General features: G+C 44.6%; 32 protein-coding genes. All 32 read right to left on the bottom strand.

Features of this window, described 5'->3' with window-relative positions:
• Nucleotides 1-46 precede the first annotated feature (46 nt).
• Complete coding sequence (gene map, locus L3V45_RS00840; protein WP_139887003.1) at nucleotides 47-793, bottom strand: type I methionyl aminopeptidase; 747 nt, start codon at nucleotides 791-793, stop codon at nucleotides 47-49.
• Entirely contained in the window at nucleotides 790-1,443 is a 654-nt protein-coding gene (locus L3V45_RS00835; RefSeq protein ID WP_007410407.1) for an adenylate kinase, read from the bottom strand. The genes map and L3V45_RS00835 overlap by 4 nt, the downstream gene beginning before the upstream one ends.
• 51 nt (nucleotides 1,444-1,494) lie before the next feature.
• Nucleotides 1,495-2,790, bottom strand: a complete 1,296-nt coding sequence (gene secY, locus L3V45_RS00830) for a preprotein translocase subunit SecY (RefSeq protein WP_003156501.1) — start codon at nucleotides 2,788-2,790, stop codon at nucleotides 1,495-1,497.
• 1 nt (nucleotide 2,791) lies between these two features.
• Nucleotides 2,792-3,232, bottom strand: a complete 441-nt coding sequence (gene rplO / locus L3V45_RS00825) for a 50S ribosomal protein L15 (protein ID WP_003156499.1) — start codon at nucleotides 3,230-3,232, stop codon at nucleotides 2,792-2,794.
• Nucleotides 3,233-3,262: 30 nt separating this feature from the next.
• Nucleotides 3,263-3,442 carry a 50S ribosomal protein L30 gene (rpmD, locus tag L3V45_RS00820; protein ID WP_003156497.1) on the bottom strand — a complete coding sequence of 60 codons (180 nt, stop codon included), beginning with the start codon at nucleotides 3,440-3,442 and terminating at the stop codon, nucleotides 3,263-3,265.
• 13 nt (nucleotides 3,443-3,455) lie between these two features.
• Nucleotides 3,456-3,956, bottom strand: a complete 501-nt coding sequence (rpsE, locus tag L3V45_RS00815) for a 30S ribosomal protein S5 (RefSeq protein ID WP_003156493.1) — start codon at nucleotides 3,954-3,956, stop codon at nucleotides 3,456-3,458.
• 24 nt (nucleotides 3,957-3,980) lie between these two features.
• Nucleotides 3,981-4,343, bottom strand: coding sequence for a 50S ribosomal protein L18 (rplR, locus tag L3V45_RS00810; protein ID WP_003156492.1), 363 nt, complete (start codon nucleotides 4,341-4,343; stop codon nucleotides 3,981-3,983).
• Between the two features lie 34 nt (nucleotides 4,344-4,377).
• Entirely contained in the window at nucleotides 4,378-4,917 is a 540-nt protein-coding gene (gene rplF / locus L3V45_RS00805) for a 50S ribosomal protein L6 (protein WP_003156490.1), read from the bottom strand.
• A 30-nt stretch (nucleotides 4,918-4,947) separates the two neighbouring features.
• Nucleotides 4,948-5,346, bottom strand: a complete 399-nt coding sequence (gene rpsH, locus L3V45_RS00800) for a 30S ribosomal protein S8 (protein WP_003156489.1) — start codon at nucleotides 5,344-5,346, stop codon at nucleotides 4,948-4,950.
• 31 nt (nucleotides 5,347-5,377) lie between these two features.
• Nucleotides 5,378-5,563 (bottom strand): 30S ribosomal protein S14, encoded by a 186-nt coding sequence (rpsN, locus tag L3V45_RS00795; protein WP_003156488.1) that lies wholly within the window; start codon nucleotides 5,561-5,563, stop codon nucleotides 5,378-5,380.
• Nucleotides 5,564-5,585: 22 nt separating this feature from the next.
• The gene (gene rplE, locus L3V45_RS00790) at nucleotides 5,586-6,125 is read right to left on the bottom strand and encodes a 50S ribosomal protein L5 (RefSeq protein ID WP_003156487.1); all 540 of its coding nucleotides are present in this window, start codon (nucleotides 6,123-6,125) and stop codon (nucleotides 5,586-5,588) included.
• Nucleotides 6,126-6,151: 26 nt separating this feature from the next.
• On the bottom strand, nucleotides 6,152-6,463 hold the full coding sequence (gene rplX, locus L3V45_RS00785) for a 50S ribosomal protein L24 (protein WP_003156486.1): 312 nt from the start codon (nucleotides 6,461-6,463) through the stop codon (nucleotides 6,152-6,154).
• Between the two features lie 36 nt (nucleotides 6,464-6,499).
• Nucleotides 6,500-6,868: a 50S ribosomal protein L14 gene (gene rplN / locus L3V45_RS00780; protein WP_003156485.1), complete on the bottom strand. Its 369-nt coding sequence runs from the start codon at nucleotides 6,866-6,868 to the stop codon at nucleotides 6,500-6,502.
• Between the two features lie 40 nt (nucleotides 6,869-6,908).
• Entirely contained in the window at nucleotides 6,909-7,172 is a 264-nt protein-coding gene (gene rpsQ / locus L3V45_RS00775; RefSeq protein ID WP_003156484.1) for a 30S ribosomal protein S17, read from the bottom strand.
• 22 nt (nucleotides 7,173-7,194) lie between these two features.
• Complete coding sequence (rpmC, locus tag L3V45_RS00770) at nucleotides 7,195-7,395, bottom strand: 50S ribosomal protein L29 (RefSeq protein ID WP_003156482.1); 201 nt, start codon at nucleotides 7,393-7,395, stop codon at nucleotides 7,195-7,197.
• Nucleotides 7,385-7,819 carry a 50S ribosomal protein L16 gene (rplP, locus tag L3V45_RS00765; RefSeq protein ID WP_003156478.1) on the bottom strand — a complete coding sequence of 145 codons (435 nt, stop codon included), beginning with the start codon at nucleotides 7,817-7,819 and terminating at the stop codon, nucleotides 7,385-7,387. The genes rpmC and rplP overlap by 11 nt, the downstream gene beginning before the upstream one ends.
• 1 nt (nucleotide 7,820) lies before the next feature.
• Nucleotides 7,821-8,477 carry a 30S ribosomal protein S3 gene (gene rpsC / locus L3V45_RS00760; RefSeq protein ID WP_003156476.1) on the bottom strand — a complete coding sequence of 219 codons (657 nt, stop codon included), beginning with the start codon at nucleotides 8,475-8,477 and terminating at the stop codon, nucleotides 7,821-7,823.
• Between the two features lie 3 nt (nucleotides 8,478-8,480).
• Nucleotides 8,481-8,822 (bottom strand): 50S ribosomal protein L22, encoded by a 342-nt coding sequence (gene rplV, locus L3V45_RS00755; protein WP_003156475.1) that lies wholly within the window; start codon nucleotides 8,820-8,822, stop codon nucleotides 8,481-8,483.
• 16 nt (nucleotides 8,823-8,838) lie between these two features.
• On the bottom strand, nucleotides 8,839-9,117 hold the full coding sequence (rpsS, locus tag L3V45_RS00750) for a 30S ribosomal protein S19 (protein WP_003156472.1): 279 nt from the start codon (nucleotides 9,115-9,117) through the stop codon (nucleotides 8,839-8,841).
• A 57-nt stretch (nucleotides 9,118-9,174) separates the two neighbouring features.
• Nucleotides 9,175-10,008 (bottom strand): 50S ribosomal protein L2, encoded by an 834-nt coding sequence (gene rplB / locus L3V45_RS00745; RefSeq protein WP_003156470.1) that lies wholly within the window; start codon nucleotides 10,006-10,008, stop codon nucleotides 9,175-9,177.
• A 31-nt stretch (nucleotides 10,009-10,039) separates the two neighbouring features.
• A complete protein-coding gene (rplW, locus tag L3V45_RS00740) occupies nucleotides 10,040-10,327 on the bottom strand; it encodes a 50S ribosomal protein L23 (RefSeq protein WP_003156467.1) in 288 nt (95 codons plus the stop codon).
• Complete coding sequence (gene rplD / locus L3V45_RS00735; protein WP_003156466.1) at nucleotides 10,327-10,950, bottom strand: 50S ribosomal protein L4; 624 nt, start codon at nucleotides 10,948-10,950, stop codon at nucleotides 10,327-10,329. Before rplD ends, rplW begins: the two co-directional genes overlap by 1 nt.
• Nucleotides 10,951-10,977: 27 nt before the next feature.
• Entirely contained in the window at nucleotides 10,978-11,607 is a 630-nt protein-coding gene (rplC, locus tag L3V45_RS00730; protein WP_003156465.1) for a 50S ribosomal protein L3, read from the bottom strand.
• Nucleotides 11,608-11,646: 39 nt separating this feature from the next.
• The gene (gene rpsJ, locus L3V45_RS00725; RefSeq protein WP_003156464.1) at nucleotides 11,647-11,955 is read right to left on the bottom strand and encodes a 30S ribosomal protein S10; all 309 of its coding nucleotides are present in this window, start codon (nucleotides 11,953-11,955) and stop codon (nucleotides 11,647-11,649) included.
• A 248-nt stretch (nucleotides 11,956-12,203) separates the two neighbouring features.
• The gene (locus tag L3V45_RS00720) at nucleotides 12,204-13,169 is read right to left on the bottom strand and encodes an alpha/beta fold hydrolase (protein WP_024084801.1); all 966 of its coding nucleotides are present in this window, start codon (nucleotides 13,167-13,169) and stop codon (nucleotides 12,204-12,206) included.
• A 103-nt stretch (nucleotides 13,170-13,272) separates the two neighbouring features.
• Nucleotides 13,273-14,463 (bottom strand): elongation factor Tu, encoded by a 1,191-nt coding sequence (gene tuf / locus L3V45_RS00715; RefSeq protein WP_003156451.1) that lies wholly within the window; start codon nucleotides 14,461-14,463, stop codon nucleotides 13,273-13,275.
• 119 nt (nucleotides 14,464-14,582) lie between these two features.
• On the bottom strand, nucleotides 14,583-16,661 hold the full coding sequence (gene fusA / locus L3V45_RS00710; RefSeq protein ID WP_007410399.1) for an elongation factor G: 2,079 nt from the start codon (nucleotides 16,659-16,661) through the stop codon (nucleotides 14,583-14,585).
• 52 nt (nucleotides 16,662-16,713) lie between these two features.
• Nucleotides 16,714-17,184, bottom strand: coding sequence for a 30S ribosomal protein S7 (gene rpsG, locus L3V45_RS00705; protein WP_003156447.1), 471 nt, complete (start codon nucleotides 17,182-17,184; stop codon nucleotides 16,714-16,716).
• A 40-nt stretch (nucleotides 17,185-17,224) separates the two neighbouring features.
• Nucleotides 17,225-17,641, bottom strand: coding sequence for a 30S ribosomal protein S12 (gene rpsL / locus L3V45_RS00700; protein WP_003156445.1), 417 nt, complete (start codon nucleotides 17,639-17,641; stop codon nucleotides 17,225-17,227).
• A gap of 115 nt (nucleotides 17,642-17,756) precedes the next feature.
• Complete coding sequence (locus L3V45_RS00695; RefSeq protein ID WP_003156443.1) at nucleotides 17,757-18,005, bottom strand: 50S ribosomal protein L7ae-like protein; 249 nt, start codon at nucleotides 18,003-18,005, stop codon at nucleotides 17,757-17,759.
• 168 nt (nucleotides 18,006-18,173) lie between these two features.
• Nucleotides 18,174-21,773: a DNA-directed RNA polymerase subunit beta' gene (rpoC, locus tag L3V45_RS00690; protein ID WP_003156441.1), complete on the bottom strand. Its 3,600-nt coding sequence runs from the start codon at nucleotides 21,771-21,773 to the stop codon at nucleotides 18,174-18,176.
• 62 nt (nucleotides 21,774-21,835) lie between these two features.
• A complete protein-coding gene (gene rpoB, locus L3V45_RS00685) occupies nucleotides 21,836-25,417 on the bottom strand; it encodes a DNA-directed RNA polymerase subunit beta (RefSeq protein ID WP_003156440.1) in 3,582 nt (1,193 codons plus the stop codon).
• Nucleotides 25,418-25,501 lie beyond the last annotated feature (84 nt).

Below are 25,501 nucleotides of genomic sequence, written 5' to 3'. Positions count from 1 at the left end.
CCAGGTGCGGAATGAAAAACATGTGTCATGGAATTCATTTCATCATCTAGACTTTTGTCAGTATATCAAAACCCGTTTCCGTAATCGCAATCGTATGTTCAAAATGAGCACACTTTTTCCCATCTACCGTTACAACCGTCCAGTTATCAGCCAATGTTTTCACATACCGGCTGCCAGCGTTAACCATCGGTTCTATAGCGAGAACCATACCAGGCTTCAGCCTAGGTCCTTTGTTTGGCGGACCGTAATGAGGAATTTGCGGATCCTCATGCAAGTCTTGACCAACACCATGTCCGACATACTCCCTAACAACTGAAAACTGCTCATTTTCGACATACGTTTGTATTGCGTGGGAAATATTCGACAAACGTTCACCTGGTTTTGCTTCCTTCAAGCCTTTATATAAAGACTCCTCTGTCACTTCCAGCAGTCGTTTATCATCATCACTGATGTTTCCTACCGGATATGTCCAAGCAGAGTCACCATGATAACCATTTAATTTAGCACCGATATCAATGCTGATAATGTCACCGTCACGCAAAACCCTTTTACCGGGAATTCCGTGAACGAGTTCTTCATTAACTGATACACAGATGCTCCCGCGAAACCCATTATACCCCTTAAAAGATGGGATTGCACCCTGCTTCTCAATAAAACGTTCGGCAATTTGATCCAATTCTTTTGTCGAGATTCCTGGTTTAATGTGCTTTTTCATCTCTTCATGAGTCAAAGCCACGATTCGCCCTGCTTCCCGCATGATGTTAAGCTCACGAGGGGTCTTACAGATAATCATTTGCTCAATCCTCCAAGAAGCTCTTTCACATCTTTGTACACGTCGTTAATGTCCTGCTGGCCATTGACGTTGACAAGATACCCTTTCTCAGAATAAAAATCGAGTAAAGGCTGAGTCTGCTTCATGTTGACCTCAAGCCGTTTTGAGACGGTCTCCTCATTATCATCTGCCCGTTGATAAAGGTCTCCTCCGTCTTTATCACAAACACCCGGCGTTTTCGGCGGATTGAAAACCAAATGATAGGTTGTGCCGCAAACACTGCAAATTCTGCGTCCAGTCAAACGTTCCATTAAAGAGTCTTTGTCTACTTTAATGTTAATGACATAATCAATCGGCTTGCCGTATTCCTCAAGAATGTTTTCAAGAGCTTCAGCCTGAGCGACTGTTCGCGGAAATCCGTCCAGAAGAAAACCTCTTTCACAATCATCTTTGCCGAGTCTTTCTTTGACAATGCCGATTGTGACTTCGTCCGGTACGAGCTCGCCTTTATCAATATAAGACTTTGCTTCGAGTCCGAGTGGTGTTTCTTCTTTCATAGCAGCACGGAACATATCTCCCGTTGAGATATGAGGTATCCCATAATCCTCAACAATTCGTTCTCCCTGTGTGCCTTTACCGGCTCCAGGAAGTCCCATTAAGACTAAGTTCATTCGGATTTCCCCCGTCCTCTCTTATTTAGAGGAATGGTTAAAACCAGTCCTCTAATTTTTCATAAATCCTCGGTAATTACGTTTCACTAACTGGCTCTCCAGCTGCTTCATTGTCTCCAAGGCTACCCCGACGACAATTAACAATGATGTTCCGCCAATCTGTGCACTTTGAGGCAATCCAGCGAATTGAATGAAAAAGATAGGAAGAATGGAAATCACGGCTAAGAATATAGAACCCACAAACGTAAGTCGATACAAAATGCTCGTAATTCTATCTTGAGTCATTTTCCCTGGACGAACCCCCGGGATATAGCCACCCTGTTTTTTTAGGTTATCAGCCATTTGTTCAGGGTTTACCTGCACAAAAGCATAGAAGTACGTAAAGGCGATAATTAATGCGACATAAACCGTCATGCCCACCGGATGTGTATTGTCAAAGTTGGCTTGAATCCACTTTGTCACATCGTTTTCTCCGAAAAATGACGCGATAGTACGCGGCGTAATAAGGAACGCAACCGCAAAGATTACCGGAATAACCCCTGCCGGATTCACTTTAAGCGGAAGGTGAGTTGACTGGCCTCCGCCAACAGGTGAACGACCTTGCCCTTTTGCATATTGAATCGCGATTTTGCGTACAGCCTGCTGAATGAAAATAACACCAACAATAACGGCTAAAATCGCAATCACCAGTAAAGCGATTTTCACAATATGAATAAACAGCTGATCGCTGCTGCCGACAAATTGAGTCTCATAAATCTGCCCAACAGTTTTCGGAATACTAGCCACAATCCCCGCGAAGATGATGATCGAAATTCCGTTACCTACTCCATTGGAAGTAATTTGTTCTCCCAGCCACATTAAAAAAGCAGTTCCTCCAGTGAGTACTAAAGCAATAATCAGATATGTCGATATGCCGGATTTTTCAATCAGCATACCGTTTGCCAGGTTGTTAAACCCGTAAGACATACCTAATGCCTGGATAAAACCAAGCACAATCGTAAAATATCTCGTGAACTGAGCTAATTTACGGCGGCCGACTTCACCTTGCTTAGACCACTCGGTAAACTTCGGCACAACATCCATCTGAAGCAGCTGAATGATGATCGAAGCAGTGATGTAAGGCGTAATTCCCATCGCAAAAATGGAGAACTGATAAAGCGCACCGCCGCCAAATGTGTTAAGGAGATCAAAAACCCCCATCGAACTTTGTGTCTGCAACGCCTGAGCATTTACATATGGCACAGGGATAAACGCACCTATGCGAAAGACGATAAGCATGAGTAATGTAAAAATGATTTTATTCCGAATATCACTCACACGCATAAAGTTGGAGATTGTCTTAAACAAGTTAGATCACCTCAGCTGTACCGCCAGCAGCTTCAACAGCTTCTTTCGCAGAAGCAGAGAATTTATTGGCTTTTACAGTTAATTTTTTCTCTAATTTACCGTTGCCAAGAATCTTTACTCCTGCATTAAGTTTGCTAATAACACCAGTCTCAAGAAGAAGTTCAGGAGTGACTTCCGTTCCTTCCGCAAAACCGTTCAATTTGTCTACGTTCACAATAGCGTATTCCTTACGGTTGATGTTTGTAAAACCGCGCTTAGGAAGACGTTGGAATAAAGGCATTTGTCCCCCCTCGAATCCAGGGCGTACACCGCCGCCAGAACGAGCGTTTTGACCTTTGTGACCTTTACCAGCTGTTTTACCGTTACCAGAACCAATACCACGACCTACGCGATTGCGTACTTTACGTGAACCTTCTGAAGGCTTTAATTCATGAAGTTTCATTAGGACACCTCCTTAGCCTATAATTTATTTTTATTGTTCTTTAACAGAAACTAGATGAGATACTTTATTAATCATACCGCGGATCGCAGCGTTATCTTCATGAACGACAGTTTGGTTTGTTTTCTTTAAACCAAGTGTTCTTACAGTAACGCGCTGATCTTCCGGGCGACCGATTACACTGCGTTTGAGGGTAATTTCTAATTTAGCCATTAATGTTCCCTCCTTATCCTAACAGTTCTTCTACAGATTTTCCACGAAGCTTCGCAACCTCTTCGGCACGTTTAAGCTCACTTAAACCTTGAAGTGTTGCACGGATCATGTTGATCGGTGTGTTAGAACCTAAAGACTTAGAAAGGATATCAGCAACGCCAGCAAGCTCAAGTACCGCACGTACAGGGCCTCCAGCGATAACTCCAGTACCTTCAGAAGCAGGTTTCAACAAGATATTGCCTGCACCGAAACGTCCGATGATTTCGTGTGGAATCGTAGTTCCAACCATTGGTACTTCAATCAAATTCTTTTTCGCATCTTCAACAGCTTTGCGGATTGCTTCAGGTACTTCTTGTGCTTTACCAGTACCGAAACCTACGTGACCGTTTTTGTCACCGACAACGACTAGAGCTGCGAAACGGAAACGACGACCACCTTTAACAACTTTCGCTACGCGGTTAACCGTAACTAAGCGTTCTTCTAACTCTAATTTGCTTGGGTCAATACGACGCATAATCATGTGTCCCTCCTTTTTTTATTAAAATTTCAGTCCGGCTTCACGAGCTGCATCGGCCAGAGCTTTTACACGTCCATGGTATAAGTATCCGCCGCGGTCAAATACTACGTCAGAAACACCTTTCTCAGAAGCACGTTTCGCAACGAGTTCACCGACTTTAGCAGCAGCAGCGCTGTCACCAGTGCTTTCCACGTTCAAATCTTTATCGAGAGTAGAGGCACTAGCAAGTGTAACGCCATTTACATCATCGATGATTTGAGCATAAATGTGTTTGTTTGAACGGAACACATTCAGACGAGGTCTTTCAGCTGTGCCTGAAAGTTTAGCACGAACACGGGCATGTCTTTTTTGACGAGCAGCATTTTTGCTAGTTTTCGTAATCATCCTTAGGTCACTCCTTTCTTCACTTTAAGCGGTCTTACTTAGCAGATTTACCTTCTTTACGGCGAACAACTTCACCTTCGTAGCGGATTCCTTTACCTTTGTAAGGCTCTGGAGAACGTACAGCGCGGATGTTAGCAGCGATAGCTCCTACACGCTCTTTGTCTGTACCTTTTACAACTACTTTAGTTTGAGAAGGAACTTCGATTTCGATGCCCTCTTCAGGAACGATCTCAACAGGGTGAGAGTATCCAACGTTTAAAACAAGTTTGTTTCCGGATTTAGCCGCACGATAACCGACACCGACTAATTCCAAACCTCTTTCAAATCCTTTAGATACGCCTTCAACCATGTTTCCAAGCAGACTGCGAGTCGTACCATGCAGCGCACGGTGCTCTTTGTGATCAGAAGGACGAGTAACTGTAAGCACGTTGTCCTCAATTTTGATTTCCATATCAGGATGGAAAGTACGAGTTAATTCTCCTTTTGGTCCTTTTACAGCTACAGTGTTGCCTTCGTTCAGCGTTACTGTAACTCCAGAAGGGATCTCAAGCAGTTTTTTACCTACACGAGACATACTAAAACACCTCCATTCTTGTTAAACTTCTTACCAAACGTATGCTAGAACTTCTCCACCAGCTTGTTTTGCACGGGCTTCTTTGTCCGTTAAAACACCTTGTGATGTAGAAATAATCGCGATTCCAAGACCGTTAAGTACGCGAGGTACTTCATTTGATTTAGCGTATACACGCAAACCTGGTTTGCTGATTCTTTTAAGACCAGTGATAACGCGCTCGTTGTTTTGTCCGTATTTCAAGAAAACGCGGATGATACCTTGTTTGCTGTCTTCTACGAACTCAACGTCACGAATGAAACCTTCACGCTTTAAAATGTCAGCAATTTCTCTTTTCAATTTAGAAGCAGGAATTTCAAGCTTCTCATGACGTACCATGTTTGCATTGCGAATACGAGTCAGCATATCTGCAATTGGATCTGTCATAACCATTATATAATTACCTCCTTCCCATTCTTGGGGATTACCAGCTGGCTTTTTTCACGCCAGGAATTTGTCCTTTATATGCAAGCTCACGGAAACAAATACGGCAAAGTTTAAATTTACGAATGACTGAGTGCGGACGTCCGCAGCGTTCACAGCGAGTGTACTCTTGCACTTTAAACTTTGGTGTACGTTGTTGTTTCGCAATCATTGACTTTTTAGCCACGATTTCGCCTCCCTTTCATTGATTATTTCTGGAACGGCATACCTACTTGAGTTAATAGCTCACGAGCCTCTTCGTCAGAGTTAGCAGTCGTTACGATAACGATGTCCATTCCGCGAACCTTTGTTACTTTATCGTAGTCAATTTCAGGGAAGATTAACTGTTCTTTGATACCAAGAGTGTAGTTTCCGCGACCGTCGAAAGATTTCTTAGAAATCCCGCGGAAGTCACGTACACGCGGTAAAGATACAGAAATAAGTTTATCAAGGAAATCATACATGCGCTCTCCGCGAAGAGTTACTTTCGCACCGATAGGCATTCCCTCACGAAGACGGAATCCAGCAATTGATTTCTTCGCACGAGTAACGACAGGTTTTTGACCTGCGATAAACGTTAATTCTTCAACAGCACTGTCGATTGCTTTTGCGTTTTGAACAGCATCACCGACACCCATGTTGATTACGATTTTTTCGATTTTTGGCACCTGCATAACAGAGTCGTAGTTGAACTTCGTCATTAAAGCAGGTGAAATTTCTTTATTGTACTTTTCTTTAAGGCGGTTCATGAGATAGACCTCCCTTCCTTTAAATACTATTTATCTAAGACTTGCCCAGATTTTTTTGCAACACGAACTTTTTTGCCATCTTCCACTTTGTATCCTACGCGAGTCACTTCACCTGTTTTAGGATCGAGCGGCATAACGTTTGATACATGAATTGGCGCCTCTTGATTAGAAATACCGCCTTGAGGGTTTGCTTGAGTTGGTTTAGAGTGCTTCTTCACCATGTTTACGCCCTCAACTAGAACGCGGTCCTTTTTAGGGAAAGCAGCAAGGATCGTACCTTGTTTGCCTTTATCTTTACCAGAGATAACCATTACTTTATCGCCTTTTTTCACATGCATCCTGATCGCACCTCCTTGAGTAAGGCATTTATTTCATTAGATAACTTCTGGAGCCAGAGAAACAATTTTCATGAAGTTGTTTTCACGTAATTCACGGGCAACCGGTCCGAAGATACGAGTTCCACGCGGGCTCTTGTCGTCACGGATGATAACACATGCATTCTCATCGAAGCTGATGTATGATCCGTCAGATCTGCGTGCTCCGCTTTTTGTGCGAACGATAACAGCTCTTACGACTTCACCTTTTTTGACAACGCCTCCTGGTGTTGCTTGTTTAACCGTGCAAACAATTACATCACCAATGTTAGCCGTTTTACGTCCAGAACCGCCAAGAACTTTAATAGTAAGTACCTCACGCGCACCGGAGTTGTCAGCAACTTTTAAACGAGTCTCTTGTTGAATCATTATTTGTTACCTCCCTTCGGAAAAAGAATTCCGAACTTTATTAGATAATAACAGCTTCTTCGACAACTTCTACTAGACGAAAACGCTTAGTTGCAGATAATGGACGAGTTTCCATGATCTTTACGATGTCTCCGATTTTAGCTTGGTTATTTTCATCATGTGCTTTGAATTTCTTTGAGTATTTTACGCGTTTACCGTAAATAGGATCCTTTTTGTATGTTTCAACAACAACAGTGATGGTTTTATCCATTTTGTCAGAAACAACACGGCCTTGGTAAACTTTGCGTTGGTTACGTTCGCTCATGCTCACGACCTCCCCTCAGTGATTATTTGTTGGCAGCAATTTCTCTTTCACGAATCACAGTTTTCATGCGCGCGATAGCTTTGCGCACTTCACGAATGCGAGCAGTATTTTCAAGTTGTCCTGTCGCTAATTGAAAGCGAAGATTGAAAAGTTCTTCTTTAAGAGACTTTACTTTTTGTTCAATTTCAGCAGTGGTAAGGTCACGAATTTCATTAGCTTTCATTTGATTCACCACCAATTTCTTCACGTTTTACGAACTTCGTTTTAATTGGCAATTTGTGAGATGCAAGACGAAGAGCTTCACGAGCTACCTCTTCAGACACACCAGAAATTTCAAATAAAACTTTGCCCGGTTTTACAACAGCTACCCAGCCTTCAGGAGCCCCTTTACCGGAACCCATCCGTACCTCAAGCGGTTTAGCAGTGTAAGGTTTTGAAGGGAAAATTTTAATCCAAACTTTACCGCCACGTTTCATGTAACGAGTCATCGCAATACGTGCAGCTTCGATTTGGCGGTTCGTGATCCAAGAAGCTTCAAGAGCCTGGATACCGTACTCACCAAAATGTACTTCAGTACCGCCTTTAGCGCGACCGCGCATTTTTCCGCGATGCTCTCTGCGATATTTAACGCGTTTTGGTAATAACATATTATTTTCCTCCTTCCTCAGTTTTCTTCTTAGTAGGAAGAACCTCTCCACGATAGATCCAGACTTTTACACCAAGCTTACCGTAAGTTGTGTCAGCTTCAGATGTTGCATAGTCGATGTCAGCACGTAAAGTGTGCAATGGAACAGTTCCTTCACTGTAGTATTCAGAACGAGCGATATCAGCTCCGCCAAGACGGCCGGAAACCATTGTTTTCACACCTTGTGCTCCAGCACGCATAGTGCGTTGGATTTGTTGTTTCTGCGCACGGCGGAAAGAAATACGGTTTTCTAGTTGACGAGCGATGTTGTCAGCTACAAGCTGAGCATCAAGATCTGCTCTTTTGATTTCAAGAATGTTAATGTGTACACGCTTGCCAGTAAGGCTGTTAAGGGCTTTACGAAGTGCTTCAACTTCAGATCCGCCTTTACCGATTACCATACCAGGCTTAGCAGTGTGGATCGTAATGTTAACGCGGTTTGCTGCACGCTCGATTTCTACTTTAGAAACAGAAGCGTCAGAAAGGCGTTTGCTAATGAATTCACGAATTTTTAAATCTTCGTGCAGGAAGTCAGCGTAATCTTTACCAGCGTACCACTTAGATTCCCAATCACGAATGACTCCGATACGAAGACCGACTGGATTTACCTTTTGACCCACTACTTATCCCTCCTTCTTTTCTGATACAACGATTGTAATGTGGCTCGTACGTTTGTTGATTTGGCTCGCACGTCCCATAGCACGCGGGCGGAATCTTTTTAACGTTGGGCCTTCGTCAACAAATGCCTGAGAAATAACCAGATTGTTAGCGTCCATCTCGTAGTTGTGCTCAGCATTTGCGATAGCAGATTTTAAAACTTTTTCGATGATCGGAGAAGCAGCTCTCGGAGTTAGGTTCAAGATAGATACTGCTTCGCCTACTTGCTTACCTCGAATCAGGTCCATTACTAGACGTGCTTTACGAGGAGCAATACGGACTGTTCTTGCAACAGCTTTAGCTTGCATTTAAAAGCCTCCTCTCTTAGCGTCTTGTTTTTTTATCGTCACTGGCGTGGCCTTTGTAAGTACGAGTCGGTGCGAATTCGCCCAACTTGTGGCCTACCATGTCTTCAGAAATGAATACAGGCACGTGTTTACGTCCGTCATATACTGCGATAGTGTGACCGATAAATTGTGGGAAAATAGTTGAACGGCGAGACCAAGTTTTTACAACTTGTTTCTTGTCCGTTTCATTTAATTTCTCGATTTTTGTCATCAAGTGTCCATCGACAAATGGTCCTTTTTTCAAGCTGCGAGCCATTTTGGAACCTCCCTTCGTGATTGCACTACGGTCCGAAATGAACCGTAGACAACCCCGTTATTTATTTTTACGACGACGTACGATAAATTTATCAGATTTGTTCTTTTTCTTACGTGTCTTGAATCCAAGAGTCGGTTTGCCCCAAGGAGACATTGGTGATTTACGTCCGATTGGCGCGCGACCTTCACCACCACCGTGCGGGTGATCGTTAGGGTTCATTACAGAACCGCGGACTGTAGGGCGGATGCCTTTCCAGCGAGAGCGTCCTGCTTTACCAACGTTGATAAGTTCGTGCTGCTCGTTACCTACTTGACCGATAGAAGCGCGGCAAGCAGAAAGGATCATGCGAACTTCACCAGAGTTAAGACGTACAAGAACGTATTTGCCTTCTTTACCAAGAACCTGAGCAGATGTACCAGCTGAACGTACAAGCTGTCCGCCTTTACCAGGTTTTAATTCAATGTTATGCACAACTGTACCAACAGGGATGTTGATAAGCGGAAGTGCGTTACCTACTTTGATGTCAGCTTCAGGGCCGGACATGATTTCAGTACCTACTTGAATTCCTTTTGGAGCAAGAATGTAACGTTTTTCTCCGTCTACATAGTTGATTAGTGCAATGTTAGCTGAACGGTTTGGATCGTACTCAACTGTAGCAACGCGTCCAGGTATACCATCTTTATCGCGTTTGAAGTCGATAACACGGTATTGGCGTTTGTGTCCGCCACCTTGGTGACGTACAGTCAATTTACCTTGGTTGTTACGTCCGCCTTTTTTGTGAAGGGGCGCAAGCAAGGATTTTTCCGGCTGGTCAGTCGTGATTTCAGCAAAGTCTGAAGTTGTCATGCCACGACGTCCGTTAGAGGTCGGTTTATACTTTTTAATCGCCATTTTGAATTTCCCTCCTTCTTTTTACAGATAATTAAGCTTCAAAAATTTCGATTTCTTTGCTGTCTGCAGTAAGTTTTACGATCGCTTTTCTGCGACGGCTAGTCATACCAGTATAGCGGCCGACACGTTTTGATTTCCCTTTGTAGTTCATGATGTTGACTTTGTCAACTTTCACTCCAAAGATACTTTCAACTGCATCTTTCACTTCTGTTTTATTAGCTCTTACATCAACTTCAAAAGTATATTTCTTTTCAGTCATTAAATCAGCAGAACGTTCAGTAATGACGGGGCGCTTAAGAACATCACGAGGATCTTTCATTATGCAAGCACCTCCTCTACTTTTTCAACCGCAGCTTTTGTAATCAGAAGCTTCTCGTGGTTGACAACGTCTAACACGTTGATTCCGTTAGCTTGAACAACTGTAACTCCAGGGATGTTGCGTGCAGAAAGAGATACTGCTTCGTTTGCATCCGCAGTTACGATTAAAGCTTTTTTCTCAACAGATAATCCTTTAAGGACAGCTGCCATTTCTTTTGTTTTAACCGTATCAAGAGTAAGATCTTCAAGAACAATAATGTTGTTGTCGTTCACTTTAGAAGACAATACTGATTTGATTGCCAAGCGGCGAACTTTTTTAGGTAATTTGTAAGAATAGCTGCGTGGTGTTGGGCCGAATACGACACCACCTCCGCGCCATTGCGGTGAACGGATTGAACCTTGACGGGCACGACCTGTACCTTTTTGACGCCATGGTTTGCGACCTCCGCCGCGTACTTCAGAACGATTTTTTACTTTGTGAGATCCTTGACGTAAGGAAGCTCTTTGCATAAGAATAGCGTCGAATACTACGCTCTCATTTGGCTCAATTCCAAATACAGAAGCGTTTAATTCGATATCACCAGCAGTAGAACCGTTTTGGTTGTATAATGCTACTTTTGGCATGATCAATTTCCTCCTTTCCTAAGAGACTTATTTAGATTTAACAGCACTTTTAACAGTGATTAAAGCTTTTCTCGCACCAGGTACGTTACCTTTAATCAAAAGAAGATTGCGCTCAGCATCTACTTTTACGACTTCAAGGTTTTGGACAGTGATTTGATCTCCGCCCATGCGTCCAGGTAATAGTTTACCTTTGAATACACGGTTAGGATCTACAGGTCCCATTGAACCAGGGCGACGGTGGTAGCGTGAACCGTGAGACATAGGTCCGCGAGATTGTCCGTGGCGCTTGATTGCACCTTGGAAACCTTTACCTTTAGATACTCCTGTTACATCTACGATTTCTCCTGCAGAGAAAATTTCAACCTTGACTTCCTGACCAATTTCATACGCATCCATATCCACGCCGCGTAATTCTTTAACGAAGCGCTTAGGAGCAGTTTCCGCTTTTGCAACGTGTCCTTTTTCCGGTTTGTTTGAAAGCTTTTCGCGCTTATCGTCAAAACCAAGCTGGATCGCTTCATAGCCATCATTTTCAGCTGTTTTCTTTTGAAGAACAACGTTTGGAGCTGCTTCAATAACAGTTACCGGGATAAGATCACCGTTCTCTGCGAATACTTGCGTCATACCAATTTTTCTTCCTAAGATTCCTTTGGTCATTCGTCACACCTCCTATTAAGATCATTCTATATTTTAGAATTAAAGTTTGATTTCGATATCGACACCAGATGGTAAGTCTAATCGCATGAGAGCATCAACAGTTTGTGGTGTTGGGTTCACAATGTCGATTAAACGTTTATGTGTACGCATTTCAAATTGCTCACGAGAATCTTTGTATTTGTGCACCGCACGAAGGATTGTGTAAACTGATTTTTCAGTCGGCAACGGAATCGGACCAGATACGCTGGCACCAGAACGTTTTGCCGTTTCAACAATCTTCTCTGCAGATTGATCAAGGATTCTATGATCATATGCTTTTAAACGAATACGAATTTTTTGTTTTGCCATTATTTTCCCTCCTTTTCGCCTACATCACGTTAGACAGTTCTCCGTGAGAAAAACCTGATCACCTTGCCATGGCAAAGCGGCCGGGTGTGTCAGCAACCTCTCACTTCATCGCAGTCAAAGACCAACATACACTATTATACAGAAAATAGACGCATGTTGCAAGGTTTATTTAAAGAACCTTGTGGTTTTCACACTTTGATTATTATACAGGTGATACCATGATTAATCAAGGATATGACTGTTTTCTTTCAGAGATGGAACGATGCGAACCGGCTGACAACTTCGGCAAAGCGATCCGGTTCCTCCAAGTGAGGCGAATGGGCTGAGTTCTCAAACCAATGCCATTCTTTATACGGCGCATCAACCTTCTGATAATATTCATAAGACGTCGTCCCCGGAACCGTCAAATCGTATCTCCCTGACATAAAACAGCACGGTATTACAATAGAAGAAACTGATTCCCCGGCATCAAAGGAAATGAGATCCTCCCACAGGTGTTTCAAGCTGAACATTTGTCCCCGTGCGGCTAAGAAGCTCCCTCTCACACCGTACGGTTCACCAAACAGCATTCGCCCCCCTGCTTTAAGAGCGCCGATCGGATGATGGGTAAAGCCCCCTCCCCTCATCTCAATACAAAGCAGAAACAGCGTTCGCTGCAGCTGTTTCTCCCATGGAGGTGCTCCGATAAAGCTCAGCGTCTTGCCCAGCAGGATATGTTTGTGTTGCCTGCTCCATTCCATCATCAGCCGGTAGGCTTCCGTTTCTTCCTTTTGAATATTAACCACCTGACTGATACCGATATACGCATAATACAAATCAGGTTTCTCTTGAAGAACTTGAAGCGCCAAAACTGAACCCCACGAATAGCCGGCGATATATATTTTTCTCCTGCTGAATTGCTTGCATAAGCGTTCGGTCAGATGAATAGTATCGGCTGTCAGCTGATCCAAAGTCATAGATGAACCCGGAATTTCCTTTGAATAAGAGAGACCCGCCCCTCTCTGATCCCAGTTCACAACGGTGAAATGCTTTTCCAGCTCATTCTGGTATTTTCTCGCATAACCGATTTGAGGCGTGCCGGGACCGCCGTGCAAAAACAAAAGCAGCGGACTACTCCTGTCATCACCATTAATCATAATGGTTTGTTCACTGCCATTAATCTGCAATTGCTGAAGCATTGAAATACGATTGGTTTTCTTGAAGTTATCGTTCATCGGTCTGCTCCTAAAATTTGTATACGTTCTATTATACATGGAATCAGCGGGGAAACAAAAAAACGAGGCCCCATAAGGGACCCCGCATTATTGAACGAGTCGATTACTCAGTGATTGTAGAAACAACGCCTGAACCAACTGTACGTCCGCCTTCACGAATAGAGAAACGAGTTCCTTCTTCGATAGCGATTGTAGAGATAAGTTCAACGATCATTTCAGTGTTATCTCCAGGCATAACCATTTCTACGCCTTCTGGAAGATTGATGATACCAGTTACGTCAGTTGTACGGAAGTAGAACTGAGGACGGTAATTAGAGAAGAATGGAGTATGACGTCCACCCTCTTCTTTAGAAAGAACGTAAACTTCAGCTTTGAATTTGCTGTGTGGAGTGATTGTACCTGGTTTAGCAAGTACTTGTCCACGTTGGATGTCTTCACGAGCTACACCGCGAAGAAGTGCACCGATGTTGTCTCCAGCTTCAGCGTAGTCAAGAAGCTTACGGAACATTTCAACACCTGTAACAGTTGTTTTGCTGTTTTCTTCTTGAAGACCGATGATTTCAACTTCGTCACCGACTTTAACTTGTCCGCGTTCTACACGGCCAGTAGCAACTGTACCACGACCAGTGATTGAGAATACGTCCTCAACTGGCATCATGAATGGTTTTTCAGTGTCGCGTTCTGGAGTTGGGATGTACTCATCAACTGCAGCCATAAGTTCAAGAATTTTTTCTTCGTACTCAGCATCGCCTTCAAGAGCTTTAAGAGCAGAACCTTTAACAACTGGTACATCATCACCAGGGAAGTCGTATTCGCTAAGAAGATCGCGAACTTCCATTTCAACAAGCTCAAGAAGCTCTTCGTCGTCTACCATGTCGCATTTGTTAAGGAATACTACGATGTATGGTACACCAACGTTTTTAGAAAGAAGGATGTGCTCACGAGTTTGTGGCATTGGGCCATCAGCAGCAGATACTACAAGGATAGCTCCATCCATTTGCGCAGCACCAGTGATCATGTTTTTAACATAGTCAGCGTGTCCTGGGCAGTCAACGTGTGCATAGTGACGAGTGTCAGTTTCGTACTCAACGTGTGCAGTAGAGATTGTGATACCGCGCTCACGTTCTTCTGGAGCACCATCAATTTGATCGTACGCCATAGCTGTACCTTTACCAGATTTCTTATGAAGTACTGTTGAGATAGCAGCAGTTAATGTTGTTTTACCATGGTCAACGTGTCCAATTGTACCGATATTGGCATGTGATTTGGAACGGTCGAATTTTTCTTTAGCCATTCTAAAATCCTCCTTAAGAGCTTTTAATTAGTAATGTATAGAGTGATAGAAAGTGAAAGCAAGCTCTCACTTCCTCATCTTACAATAGTAGTTATACTTGAGTTAAGTGGCAAAATCAATTATTCGCCTTTATTTTTTTTGATAATTTCTTCAGCGATGCTCTTCGGCACTTCTTCGTAGTGATCCATGAACATTGTGAACGTACCGCGTCCTTGCGTGTTAGAACGAAGGGCAGTAGCGTAACCGAACATTTCAGCAAGAGGTACCATCGCACGCACAACTTGAGCGTTACCGCGAGCTTCCATACCTTCTACGCGTCCGCGACGAGAAGTAACATCACCCATGATGTCTCCCATGTATTCTTCAGGAATAACAACTTCAACTTTCATGATTGGTTCAAGAAGAACTGGGTTACATTTGCTGACTGCATTTTTCAATGCCATAGAAGCAGCGACTTTAAACGCCATTTCGTTTGAGTCAACATCATGGTAAGATCCATCAAAAAGTTTCGCCTTGATGTCGATTAGCGGGAATCCGGCTAGGACACCATTTTCAAGAGAGTCTTCAAGACCTGCTTGTACGGCTGGGATGTATTCACGAGGAACAACACCACCGACGATTGCGTTTTCGAATTCAAAGCCAGCGCCTTCTTCGTTCGGTTCAAATTCGATCCAAACGTGACCGAACTGACCGCGTCCGCCTGATTGACGTACGAATTTACCTTCAACTTTTGCACCGGTACGGAATGTCTCACGGTACGCAACTTGAGGAGCACCAACGTTAGCTTCAACTTTGAACTCACGCTTCATACGATCAACAATGATATCAAGGTGAAGCTCACCCATACCAGAGATGATTGTTTGACCCGTTTCAGGGTTAGTTTGTGTACGGAATGTAGGATCTTCTTCAGCAAGTTTCGCTAAAGCGATACCCATTTTATCTTGGTCAGCTTTTGATTTAGGCTCAATCGCTACGTCGATAACAGGCTCTGGGAATTCCATTGATTCAAGGATTACAAGATCCTTTTCATCACATAGAGTATCTCCAGTAGAAGTATCTTTTAGACCTACAGCAGCTGCGATGTCTCCAGCGTAAACAGTAGAGATCTCTTCACGGCTGTTAGCGTGCATTTGAAGGATACGTCCTACGCGCTCACGCTTGCCTTTTGTAGAGTTCTTTACATATGAACCGGAATCAAGTGTACCGGAATATACGCGGAAGAATGTCAGCTTACCGACATAAGGGTCAGTCATAACTTTAAATGCAAGTGCAGAGAACGGCTCTTCATCAGAAGAATGACGAACGATCTCTTCATCTGTATCAGGACGTACACCTTTGATTGCAGCAACATCAGTTGGCGCAGGAAGGTAGTCAAGAACAGCATCAAGTACAAGCTGAACACCTTTGTTTTTGAAAGCAGAACCAACAAGTACAGGGTAGAATTCAACATTCAGTGTACCTTTACGGATAGCAGCTTTCAGTTCAGGGATAGTGATTTCTTCACCTTCAAGGTACTTTTCCATAAGCTCTTCATCAAGCTCAGCTACAGCTTCAATCAGGCTGCTGCGAAGCTCTTCAGCTTGCTCTTTGTACTCTTCAGGGATTTCTTTCGCATCTGAACGAGTTCCAAGGTCATCTTCGTAGAAATACGCAACGTTTTCTACTAAGTCGATGATACCTTCGAAGTTGTCTTCAGCGCCGATCGGCAATTGAATTGCGTGAGCGTTAGCTTGAAGACGGTCTCTTAAAGTGCCTACAGAGTAAAGGAAGTCTGCGCCGATTTTGTCCATTTTGTTAACAAATACAACGCGCGGTACTCCGTAAGTTGTTGCTTGGCGCCATACTGTTTCTGTCTGAGGCTCAACACCTGATTGAGCATCAAGTACGGCAACCGCACCATCAAGTACACGGAGTGAACGTTCAACTTCAACTGTGAAGTCTACGTGTCCCGGTGTATCGATGATGTTTACACGGTAACCTTTCCACTGTGCAGTCGTTGCTGCAGAAGTGATTGTGATACCGCGTTCTTGTTCCTGCTCCATCCAGTCCATTTGCGAAGCACCTTCGTGAGTTTCGCCAATTTTGTGGATACGGCCTGTGTAGAACAAGATCCGTTCTGTAGTAGTCGTTTTACCGGCATCGATGTGAGCCATGATCCCGATATTACGAGTTTTTTCTAAGGAGAACTCTCTTGCCATTGGGTAATTTCTCCTTCCTTATTAGGGAATTATTATTTTGATTATATGAATCCTACCAGCGGTAGTGAGCAAATGCTTTGTTCGCTTCTGCCATCTTGTGAGTGTCTTCACGTTTCTTAACGGCAGCACCAGTGTTGTTAGCTGCATCAAGAATTTCGTTAGCCAGGCGCTCTTCCATTGTTTTTTCTCCGCGAAGACGCGCATAGTTAACCAACCAGCGAAGACCAAGAGTTGTACGGCGTTCAGGACGAACTTCTACAGGCACTTGGTAGTTAGCTCCACCTACACGGCGTGCTTTTACTTCAAGTACAGGCATGATGTTTTTCAATGCTTGTTCGAAAACCTCCATTGCATCATTGCCAGTGCGTTCTTTAATGATATCGAATGACTTGTATAGGATTGTTTGAGATTTACCTTTTTTACCGTCGATCATCATTTTGTTGATCAGGCGGGATACCAGCTTAGAGTTGTAAAGCGGATCAGGTAAAACATCTCTTTTTGCTACAGGACCTTTACGTGGCATCTGAATATCCTCCCTTCATAGTTTTAATGATTTATTGTTATTACTTTGCTTTAGGACGTTTCGTACCGTATTTAGAACGGCCTTGCGCACGGTTTTCAACTCCGGCAGTATCAAGCGCGCCACGAACGATGTGGTAGCGTACCCCCGGTAAGTCTTTTACACGTCCGCCGCGGATCAGTACAACGCTGTGCTCTTGCAGGTTGTGACCGATACCAGGAATGTAGGCAGTAACCTCGATTCCGTTAGTCAAACGAACACGAGCATATTTACGAAGTGCTGAGTTCGGTTTTTTCGGTGTCATTGTACCGACACGAGTACATACCCCGCGTTTTTGTGGAGAAGATACGTTAGTGTGCTCTTTTTTAAAGCTGTTGTATCCTTTGTTTAGTGCAGGTGACTTAGAGTTTTCAACTTTGCTCACGCGTCCCTTGCGAATTAGCTGATTAATTGTAGGCATGTTGTGTTCCTCCCTTCATTACGTTTTATAACCCACATACCCAGGTGGTTCATCATTAGGCAAAAAACAATGTCTTTACATAAGATTGATATCTTATATAAAAACAAAAAGTACGCTATAACATAATGGCAACAGCTGCTGCTCCCACTTCAATTCCGCAGGCTTTGCCGAGCTTTTTCATGGAATCCACCATACAGACAGCGGTATTTTGGTTCTTTGCAAGCTGGATAACGCCAGCCGTAAGAACTGAATCCGCGTCTTTTGCCACGACGACTTCCTTCACTGAACCTCGTTTTAGAGCTTTCACTGTTTGCTTCGTACCAATAATAATTGATTTGGCCTGTGATACTTTATCATAAGACATAAACATATCCTCCAAAGTAACAGGTTTTATTTCGAGCACCTTGGTTATATTATCACTCTGCGGGACGGATGTCAACAACGTATGACATTTTTTAGTGCAGTCCCCCGCCAGAATAATTGTAATACTGAGGAAAAGCTGTCGAAACAGCCTTTCCTGCAGCAGTTTCTGTTATTCAGCCGGAACCATATCTTCCGAAGGCTGAACGTTTGAAACAGGTTTTACTTTTCTGTAATTCATCATACCTGTACCGGCCGGAACCAGTTTACCGATGATGACATTCTCTTTCAGGCCGAGAAGTTCATCACGCTTGCCTTTAATCGCAGCATCTGTAAGAACGCGTGTTGTTTCCTGGAATGATGCGGCAGACAAGAATGAATCCGTCTCAAGTGAAGCTTTCGTGATACCGAGAAGGACAGGACGGCCTGTAGCAGGTCGATTGCCTTCAAGCAGCACTTTTTTGTTCGCTTCTGTAAATTGGTGAATATCAAGCAATGTGCCAGGGAGAACATCAGTATCTCCGGCATCGATTACACGGACTTTGCGAAGCATCTGGCGAACCATTACTTCTACGTGTTTATCGCCGATTTCAACCCCCTGCATACGGTAAACCTTCTGAACCTCATGCAGAAGATATTCCTGAACCGTTGTCAGGTCAGTGACTTTAAGAAGTTCTTTCGGATCGATTGAACCTTCCGTCAGCACTTGACCGCGGGTAATCTGATCACCCTCAGTCACTTTCAGGCGTGAGTTGTAAGGTGCCGTGTATGAACGGGTCTCAACAGCGCCCTGAACAACAATCTCCTGCTGTTTGTCGCGGACTTCATTGATTTCGGCAATTGTACCGTCAATCTCAGAAATCGTCGCTTGACCTTTCGGATTACGCGCTTCGAAAAGCTCTTGGATACGCGGAAGACCTTGTGTGATATCGTCTCCGGCAACCCCGCCTGTGTGGAACGTACGCATCGTTAACTGTGTTCCAGGCTCACCGATAGATTGAGCGGCGATAATACCTACTGCTTCGCCGACTTCAACATCAGTTCCGGTTGCAAGGTTTCGTCCGTAGCATCGTTTACATACACCATGAGGAGTGTTACATGTGAACGCAGAACGGATCCACACTTCTTCGATTCCGGCTTCAACGATTTCCAGCGCTTTATCTTCATCGATCAATTCATTTTCGTTAATGAGCACAGCACCCGTTTCAGGATGTTTGATCTGTTTTCTGGCGAAACGTCCGATCAGACGCTCTTCCAGACGCTCGATGATTTCCGTGCCTTCTTTGAGCGGTTTTGCAAGAATACCGCGGTCTGTTCCGCAATCTGTTTCACGAATGATAACATCCTGCGCAACATCAACAAGACGGCGTGTAAGGTAACCTGAGTCAGCTGTTTTCAGGGCGGTATCGGCAAGACCTTTACGCGCACCGTGAGTGGAGATAAAGTACTCCAATACTGTCAGACCTTCACGGAAACTTGATTTAATCGGCAATTCAATGATTCGTCCAGCCGGGTTGGCCATCAGACCGCGCATACCCGCAAGCTGTGTAAAGTTAGATGCGTTACCACGGGCTCCTGAATCACTCATCATGTAGATCGGGTTGACTTCGTCTAATGATTTCATCAGTTTGCCTTGGATAACATCTTTCGCTGAACTCCAAATTGAAATGACTCTTTCATAACGTTCTTCTTCGGTGATTAAACCGCGTCTGAACTGTTTCAGAACATTATCCACTTTGCTTTGTGCTTCTTCAAGGATTTCCTGTTTATCATCGAGAACGACGATATCAGAAACCCCTACTGTGATGCCGGCTTTCGTTGAATATCTGAAACCGAGGTTTTTCATGCGGTCAAGCATTTTAGACGTTTCCGTGATATGGAATCGTTTAAAGATTTCCGCGATGATTTTACCCAAAATGCCTTTTTTAAACGGTGCGTTGATCGGCTGCTCAGCAATCACAGCTTTTACGTCAGCACCTTTATCTAAGAAGAAACGGTCAGGTGTCTTCTCTTCAATGTTGCTCTTCGTTGGTTCATTCATGTAAGGGAATGATTCCGGAAGAATTTCATTGAAGACGAGCTTACCGACAGTTGTAATTAACAATTTTGAACGCTGTTCTTCAGTAAATGTCACATTCTTAAGGGAGTTCGCTGCAACAGCTACTCTCGTATGAAGGTGAACATAACCGTTTTGATAAGCAAGAAGCGCTTCGTCCGTATTTTTGAAAACCATACCCTCGCCGACTGCTCCGGCGCGCTCAAGCGTCAGGTAGTAGTTTCCTAATACCATATCCTGAGACGGCGTAACAACCGGTTTACCATCTTTAGGGTTCAAGATGTTTTGGGCCGCAAGCATCAGAATGCGCGCCTCAGCTTGAGCCTCAGCTGATAAAGGTACGTGAACCGCCATTTGGTCACCGTCAAAGTCAGCGTTATAAGCTGTACATACTAACGGGTGAAGACGGATGGCGCGTCCTTCAACAAGCGTCGGTTCGAAAGCCTGGATACCTAATCTGTGAAGAGTAGGGGCACGGTTCAGTAAGACCGGATGCTCCTTAATGACAGATTCAAGTACATCCCATACTTCAGGCTGCACGCGTTCGATTTTGCGTTTTGCGCTCTTGATATTGTGAGCAAGGCCTTTTTCAACAAGCTCTTTCATGACGAAAGGCTTGAAGAGCTCAAGCGCCATTTCCTTCGGCAAACCGCACTGATACATTTTCAGATGCGGGCCTACGACGATAACGGAACGGCCTGAGTAGTCTACACGTTTACCGAGAAGGTTCTGACGGAAACGCCCTTGTTTCCCTTTCAGCATGTGAGAAAGAGATTTAAGCGGACGGTTACCCGGTCCGGTAACCGGACGGCCGCGGCGTCCGTTGTCAATCAGAGCGTCGACCGCTTCCTGAAGCATACGTTTTTCGTTCTGAACGATGATGCTTGGCGCGCCGAGGTCTAACAGACGTTTTAAACGGTTATTACGGTTGATGACACGACGGTAAAGGTCGTTCAGGTCAGACGTTGCGAAACGTCCGCCGTCAAGCTGAACCATCGGTCTTAATTCAGGCGGAATAACCGGAAGCACGTCGAGAATCATCCAAGACGGCTTGTTTCCTGAATTACGGAAGGCTTCAAGCACTTCAAGGCGTTTGATCGCACGTGTACGGCGCTGTCCTTGAGAAGTCTTCAGCTCTTCTTTTAACATATCAACTTCTTTGACAAGGTCGATGTCCTGCAGAAGTTTATTAATGGCTTCCGCACCCATAGAGGCTTGGAATTTGTTTCCGTACTTATCCAGATACGCACGGTATTCCTTTTCAGATAAAAGCTGTTTCTTTTCGAGCGGTGTATTGGCCGGATCAGTTACGACGTAAGAAGCAAAGTAAATAACTTCTTCCAGCGCACGCGGTGACATATCCAATACAAGACCCATACGGCTCGGAATACCTTTGAAATACCAAATGTGAGAAACCGGGGCAGCCAGTTCAATATGCCCCATTCTCTCACGACGGACTTTAGCCCGCGTTACTTCAACTCCGCAACGGTCACAAACTACGCCTTTATAACGAACCCGCTTGTACTTGCCGCAATGACATTCCCAGTCCTTAGTCGGTCCGAAAATGCGTTCGCAGAACAGGCCGTCCTTTTCAGGTTTCAACGTACGATAGTTTATCGTTTCAGGCTTTTTCACTTCACCAAAAGACCATGAACGGATTTTATCCGGTGAAGCAAGACCGATGTTCATATACTCAAAATTGTTCACATCTAGCAAGGGGCCTACCTCCCTTTTTATCTTCGGATTAACCGATGTCACTTGCCTTTATCAATCAGAGACTATTCTTTCGTTACTGCGTCACGTTCAACGTCTGGAGATGCTGTTTCTTCCGGCGCTTCATCACCTGATAATGCAAGGCCGTCAGCCTGTTTCGCATCTTCCTCGTCTTCTAGATCTCTCATTTCTATTTCTTCTTCATCGCCTGAGAGGATTTTTACGTCCATACCTAAGCTTTGAAGCTCTTTGATCAATACTTTGAATGATTCCGGAACACCAGGCTCTGGAACATTGTCGCCTTTGACGATGGCTTCATATGTTTTCACACGTCCGACCACGTCATCGGACTTCACAGTCAGGATTTCTTGAAGCGTGTAAGCTGCGCCATAAGCTTCAAGCGCCCAAACCTCCATCTCACCGAAACGCTGTCCGCCGAATTGGGCTTTACCGCCGAGAGGCTGCTGCGTAACAAGTGAGTAAGGACCTGTAGAACGGGCATGAAGTTTATCGTCAACCATGTGTGCCAGTTTGATCATGTACATGATTCCGACTGATACACGGTTGTCGAACGGTTCTCCCGTACGGCCGTCATAAAGAACTGTTTTAGCGTCTCTTGACATGCCTGCTTCTTCAAGTGTTTCCCACACATCTTCTTCACGCGCGCCGTCAAATACAGGTGACGCGATGTGAATGCCGAGGTAGCGGGCAGCCATACCCATGTGAAGTTCTAATACCTGACCGATATTCATACGTGATGGTACACCCAGCGGGTTAAGCATGATATCGATCGGCGTGCCGTCAGGAAGGTAAGGCATATCTTCTTCAGGAAGAATCTTCGAGATAACCCCTTTATTTCCGTGACGTCCGGCCATTTTATCACCTTCAGAAATCTTACGTTTCTGAACGATATATACGCGTACAAGCTGGTTCACTCCCGGAGGAAGTTCGTCGCCGTCTTCACGGTTGAAGACTTTTACGTCGTGGATAATTCCGCCGCCGCCGTGAGGCACACGGAGAGAAGTATCACGGACTTCACGCGCTTTTTCTCCAAAGATCGCATGAAGAAGGCGTTCTTCAGCCGTAAGCTCAGTTACACCTTTAGGCGTTACTTTACCTACGAGAAGGTCTCCGTCGTTGACTTCCGCACCGATACGGATAATTCCGCGGTCATCAAGGTTGCGAAGCGCGTCTTCCCCTACGTTTGGAATATCGCGGGTGATCTCTTCCGGCCCAAGCTTTGTATCACGTGCTTCTGATTCATATTCTTCAATGTGAATAGATGTGTATACATCATCTTTCACAAGGCGTTCACTCATGATGATGGCATCCTCATAGTTGTAACCGTCCCATGTCATGAAGCCGACCATTACGTTGCGGCCGAGAGCAAGTTCACCAAGCTCCATTGAAGGTCCGTCAGCAAGGATTTCTCCTTTGACTACTTCATCGCCGACACTTACAATCGGACGCTGGTTGTAGCACGTACCTTGGTTGGAGCGGACAAATTTCAGCAAGCTGTACTTATCCAGGTTGCCTTTTACTTTTTGGCCGTCAATTTCTTCATAGCGGCGCACCCATACGTTTTTCGCTTCCACCCGTTCTACGATACCGGGGTGTTTACAAATAACGGCTGCACCGGAGTCTTTACCGGATACGTATTCCATACCCGTTCCGACGATCGGAGCTTCCGGCTGCATCAAAGGCACAGCCTGACGCTGCATGTTCGCTCCCATGAGGGCGCGGTTCGAGTCATCGTTTTCCAAGAACGGAATACATGCTGTCGCAGCAGAAACAACCTGTTTAGGAGATACGTCCATGTAATCCACGCGGTTGCGGGCTACAACGGTGTTTTCCCCTCTGAAACGCGCTACGATGCTGTCATCCAAGAAAGAACCGTCATCGCTCAGCTTAGCATTCGCTTGGGCTACGACATAGTTATCCTCTTCATCAGCAGTCAGGTAGTCGATTCTAGGCGTTACTTTTCCTGTTTCAGGATCAACGCGTCGGTATGGCGTCTCAATGAAACCAAAGCGGTTTACTTTCGCAAATGATGACAATGAGTTGATCAAACCGATGTTCGGGCCCTCAGGCGTTTCAATCGGACACATACGGCCGTAGTGAGAGTAGTGAACGTCACGTACTTCCATACCTGCGCGCTCACGCGTCAAACCGCCCGGTCCGAGAGCTGACAGACGGCGTTTGTGCGTCAATTCAGCAAGCGGGTTCGTCTGATCCATGAATTGAGAAAGCTGTGAGCTTCCGAAGAACTCTTTAATAGACGCAATAACAGGTCTGATGTTAATCAGCTGCTGCGGCGTAATTGTATTCGTGTCTTGAATAGACATTCTTTCACGTACGACACGTTCCATCCGGCTTAAACCGATACGGAATTGGTTTTGCAGGAGCTCACCTACAGAACGCAGACGGCGGTTTCCGAGGTGGTCGATATCATCAGTGTCGCCCACTCCGTGCAGGAGGTTGAAGAAGTAGCTGATAGAAGAAATAATATCAGCAGGCGTAATGTTTTTAATCGCCTCTTCGATGTAAGCATTGCCGATCACATTGATCGTCTGCTCTCCTTCTGCATCAGTAGGAGCATAGATTTTAATGGATTGAAGCATCACTTCATCCTCGACAACGCCGCCGTTAGGATAAAGTTTTCTGAAGCCGATTCCATTTTCTAAGTATGGCAATACTTTATCAAGTGTTCTTCTGTCAAGAATCTGCCCTTTTTCAGCGAGAATTTCACCGGTTTCCGGATCCACCAGTGTTTCTGCAAGGCGCTGGTTAAACAGGCGGTTCTTGATATGAAGCTTTTTATTAATTTTATAGCGTCCTACATTCGCAAGGTCGTATCGCTTCGGATCGAAGAAACGGGAATCCAGCAAGCTTTTTGCGTTTTCTACTGTAGGCGGCTCTCCGGGACGAAGGCGCTCATAGATTTCAAGAAGCGCTTTGTCACTGTTTTCGGTGTTGTCCTTATCCAGTGTATTGCGGAGATATTCGTTCTCACCAATGAGATCGAGAATCTCTTGGTCGGAACCGAAGCCGAGAGCACGCAAAAGAACCGTAACCGGCAACTTACGTGTGCGATCAATGCGGACATACACAACATCTTTCGCATCAGTTTCGTATTCTAACCATGCGCCACGGTTTGGAATGACAGTCGCGGTAAAACCTTTTTTACCGTTTTTGTCTACTTTACCACTGAAATATACACTTGGAGACCGAACAAGCTGAGATACGATAACACGTTCTGCACCGTTGATGATAAAAGTACCGGTATCTGTCATAATAGGGAAATCACCCATGAAGACATCCTGGTCTTTTACCTCTCCAGTTTCTTTGTTAATTAAACGAACCTTCACTCTTAGCGGAGCTGAGTAAGTCACATCACGTTCTTTTGACTCTTCAACGGGATACTTAGGATCTCCTAAACTGTAGTCAATGAACTCTAGAGAGAGGTTACCAGTGAAATCCTCAATTGGTGATATGTCTTGAAACATCTCTCTAAGACCCTCATCAAGAAACCACTGATAAGAAGAGGTTTGAATTTCAATGAGATTTGGTAATTCTAACACTTCGCTAATGCGAGCATAGCTTCTGCGCTGGCGGTGTCGTCCATACTGAACTAGTTGACCTGTCAACTGATTCACCCCTCAAATCATGCGTATTATATGTGTAATAAGCATCTCTTACGATAAAGAAATACTTTTACAAGACAAAAGAAA

Source organism: Bacillus sp. R45, from assembly GCF_021729365.1.
Taxonomy (GTDB): Bacteria; Bacillota; Bacilli; order Bacillales; family Bacillaceae; genus Bacillus; species Bacillus velezensis.
Note: the sequence above shows the minus strand (reverse complement) of the source record. Positions and strands in the feature narration are given on the sequence as shown.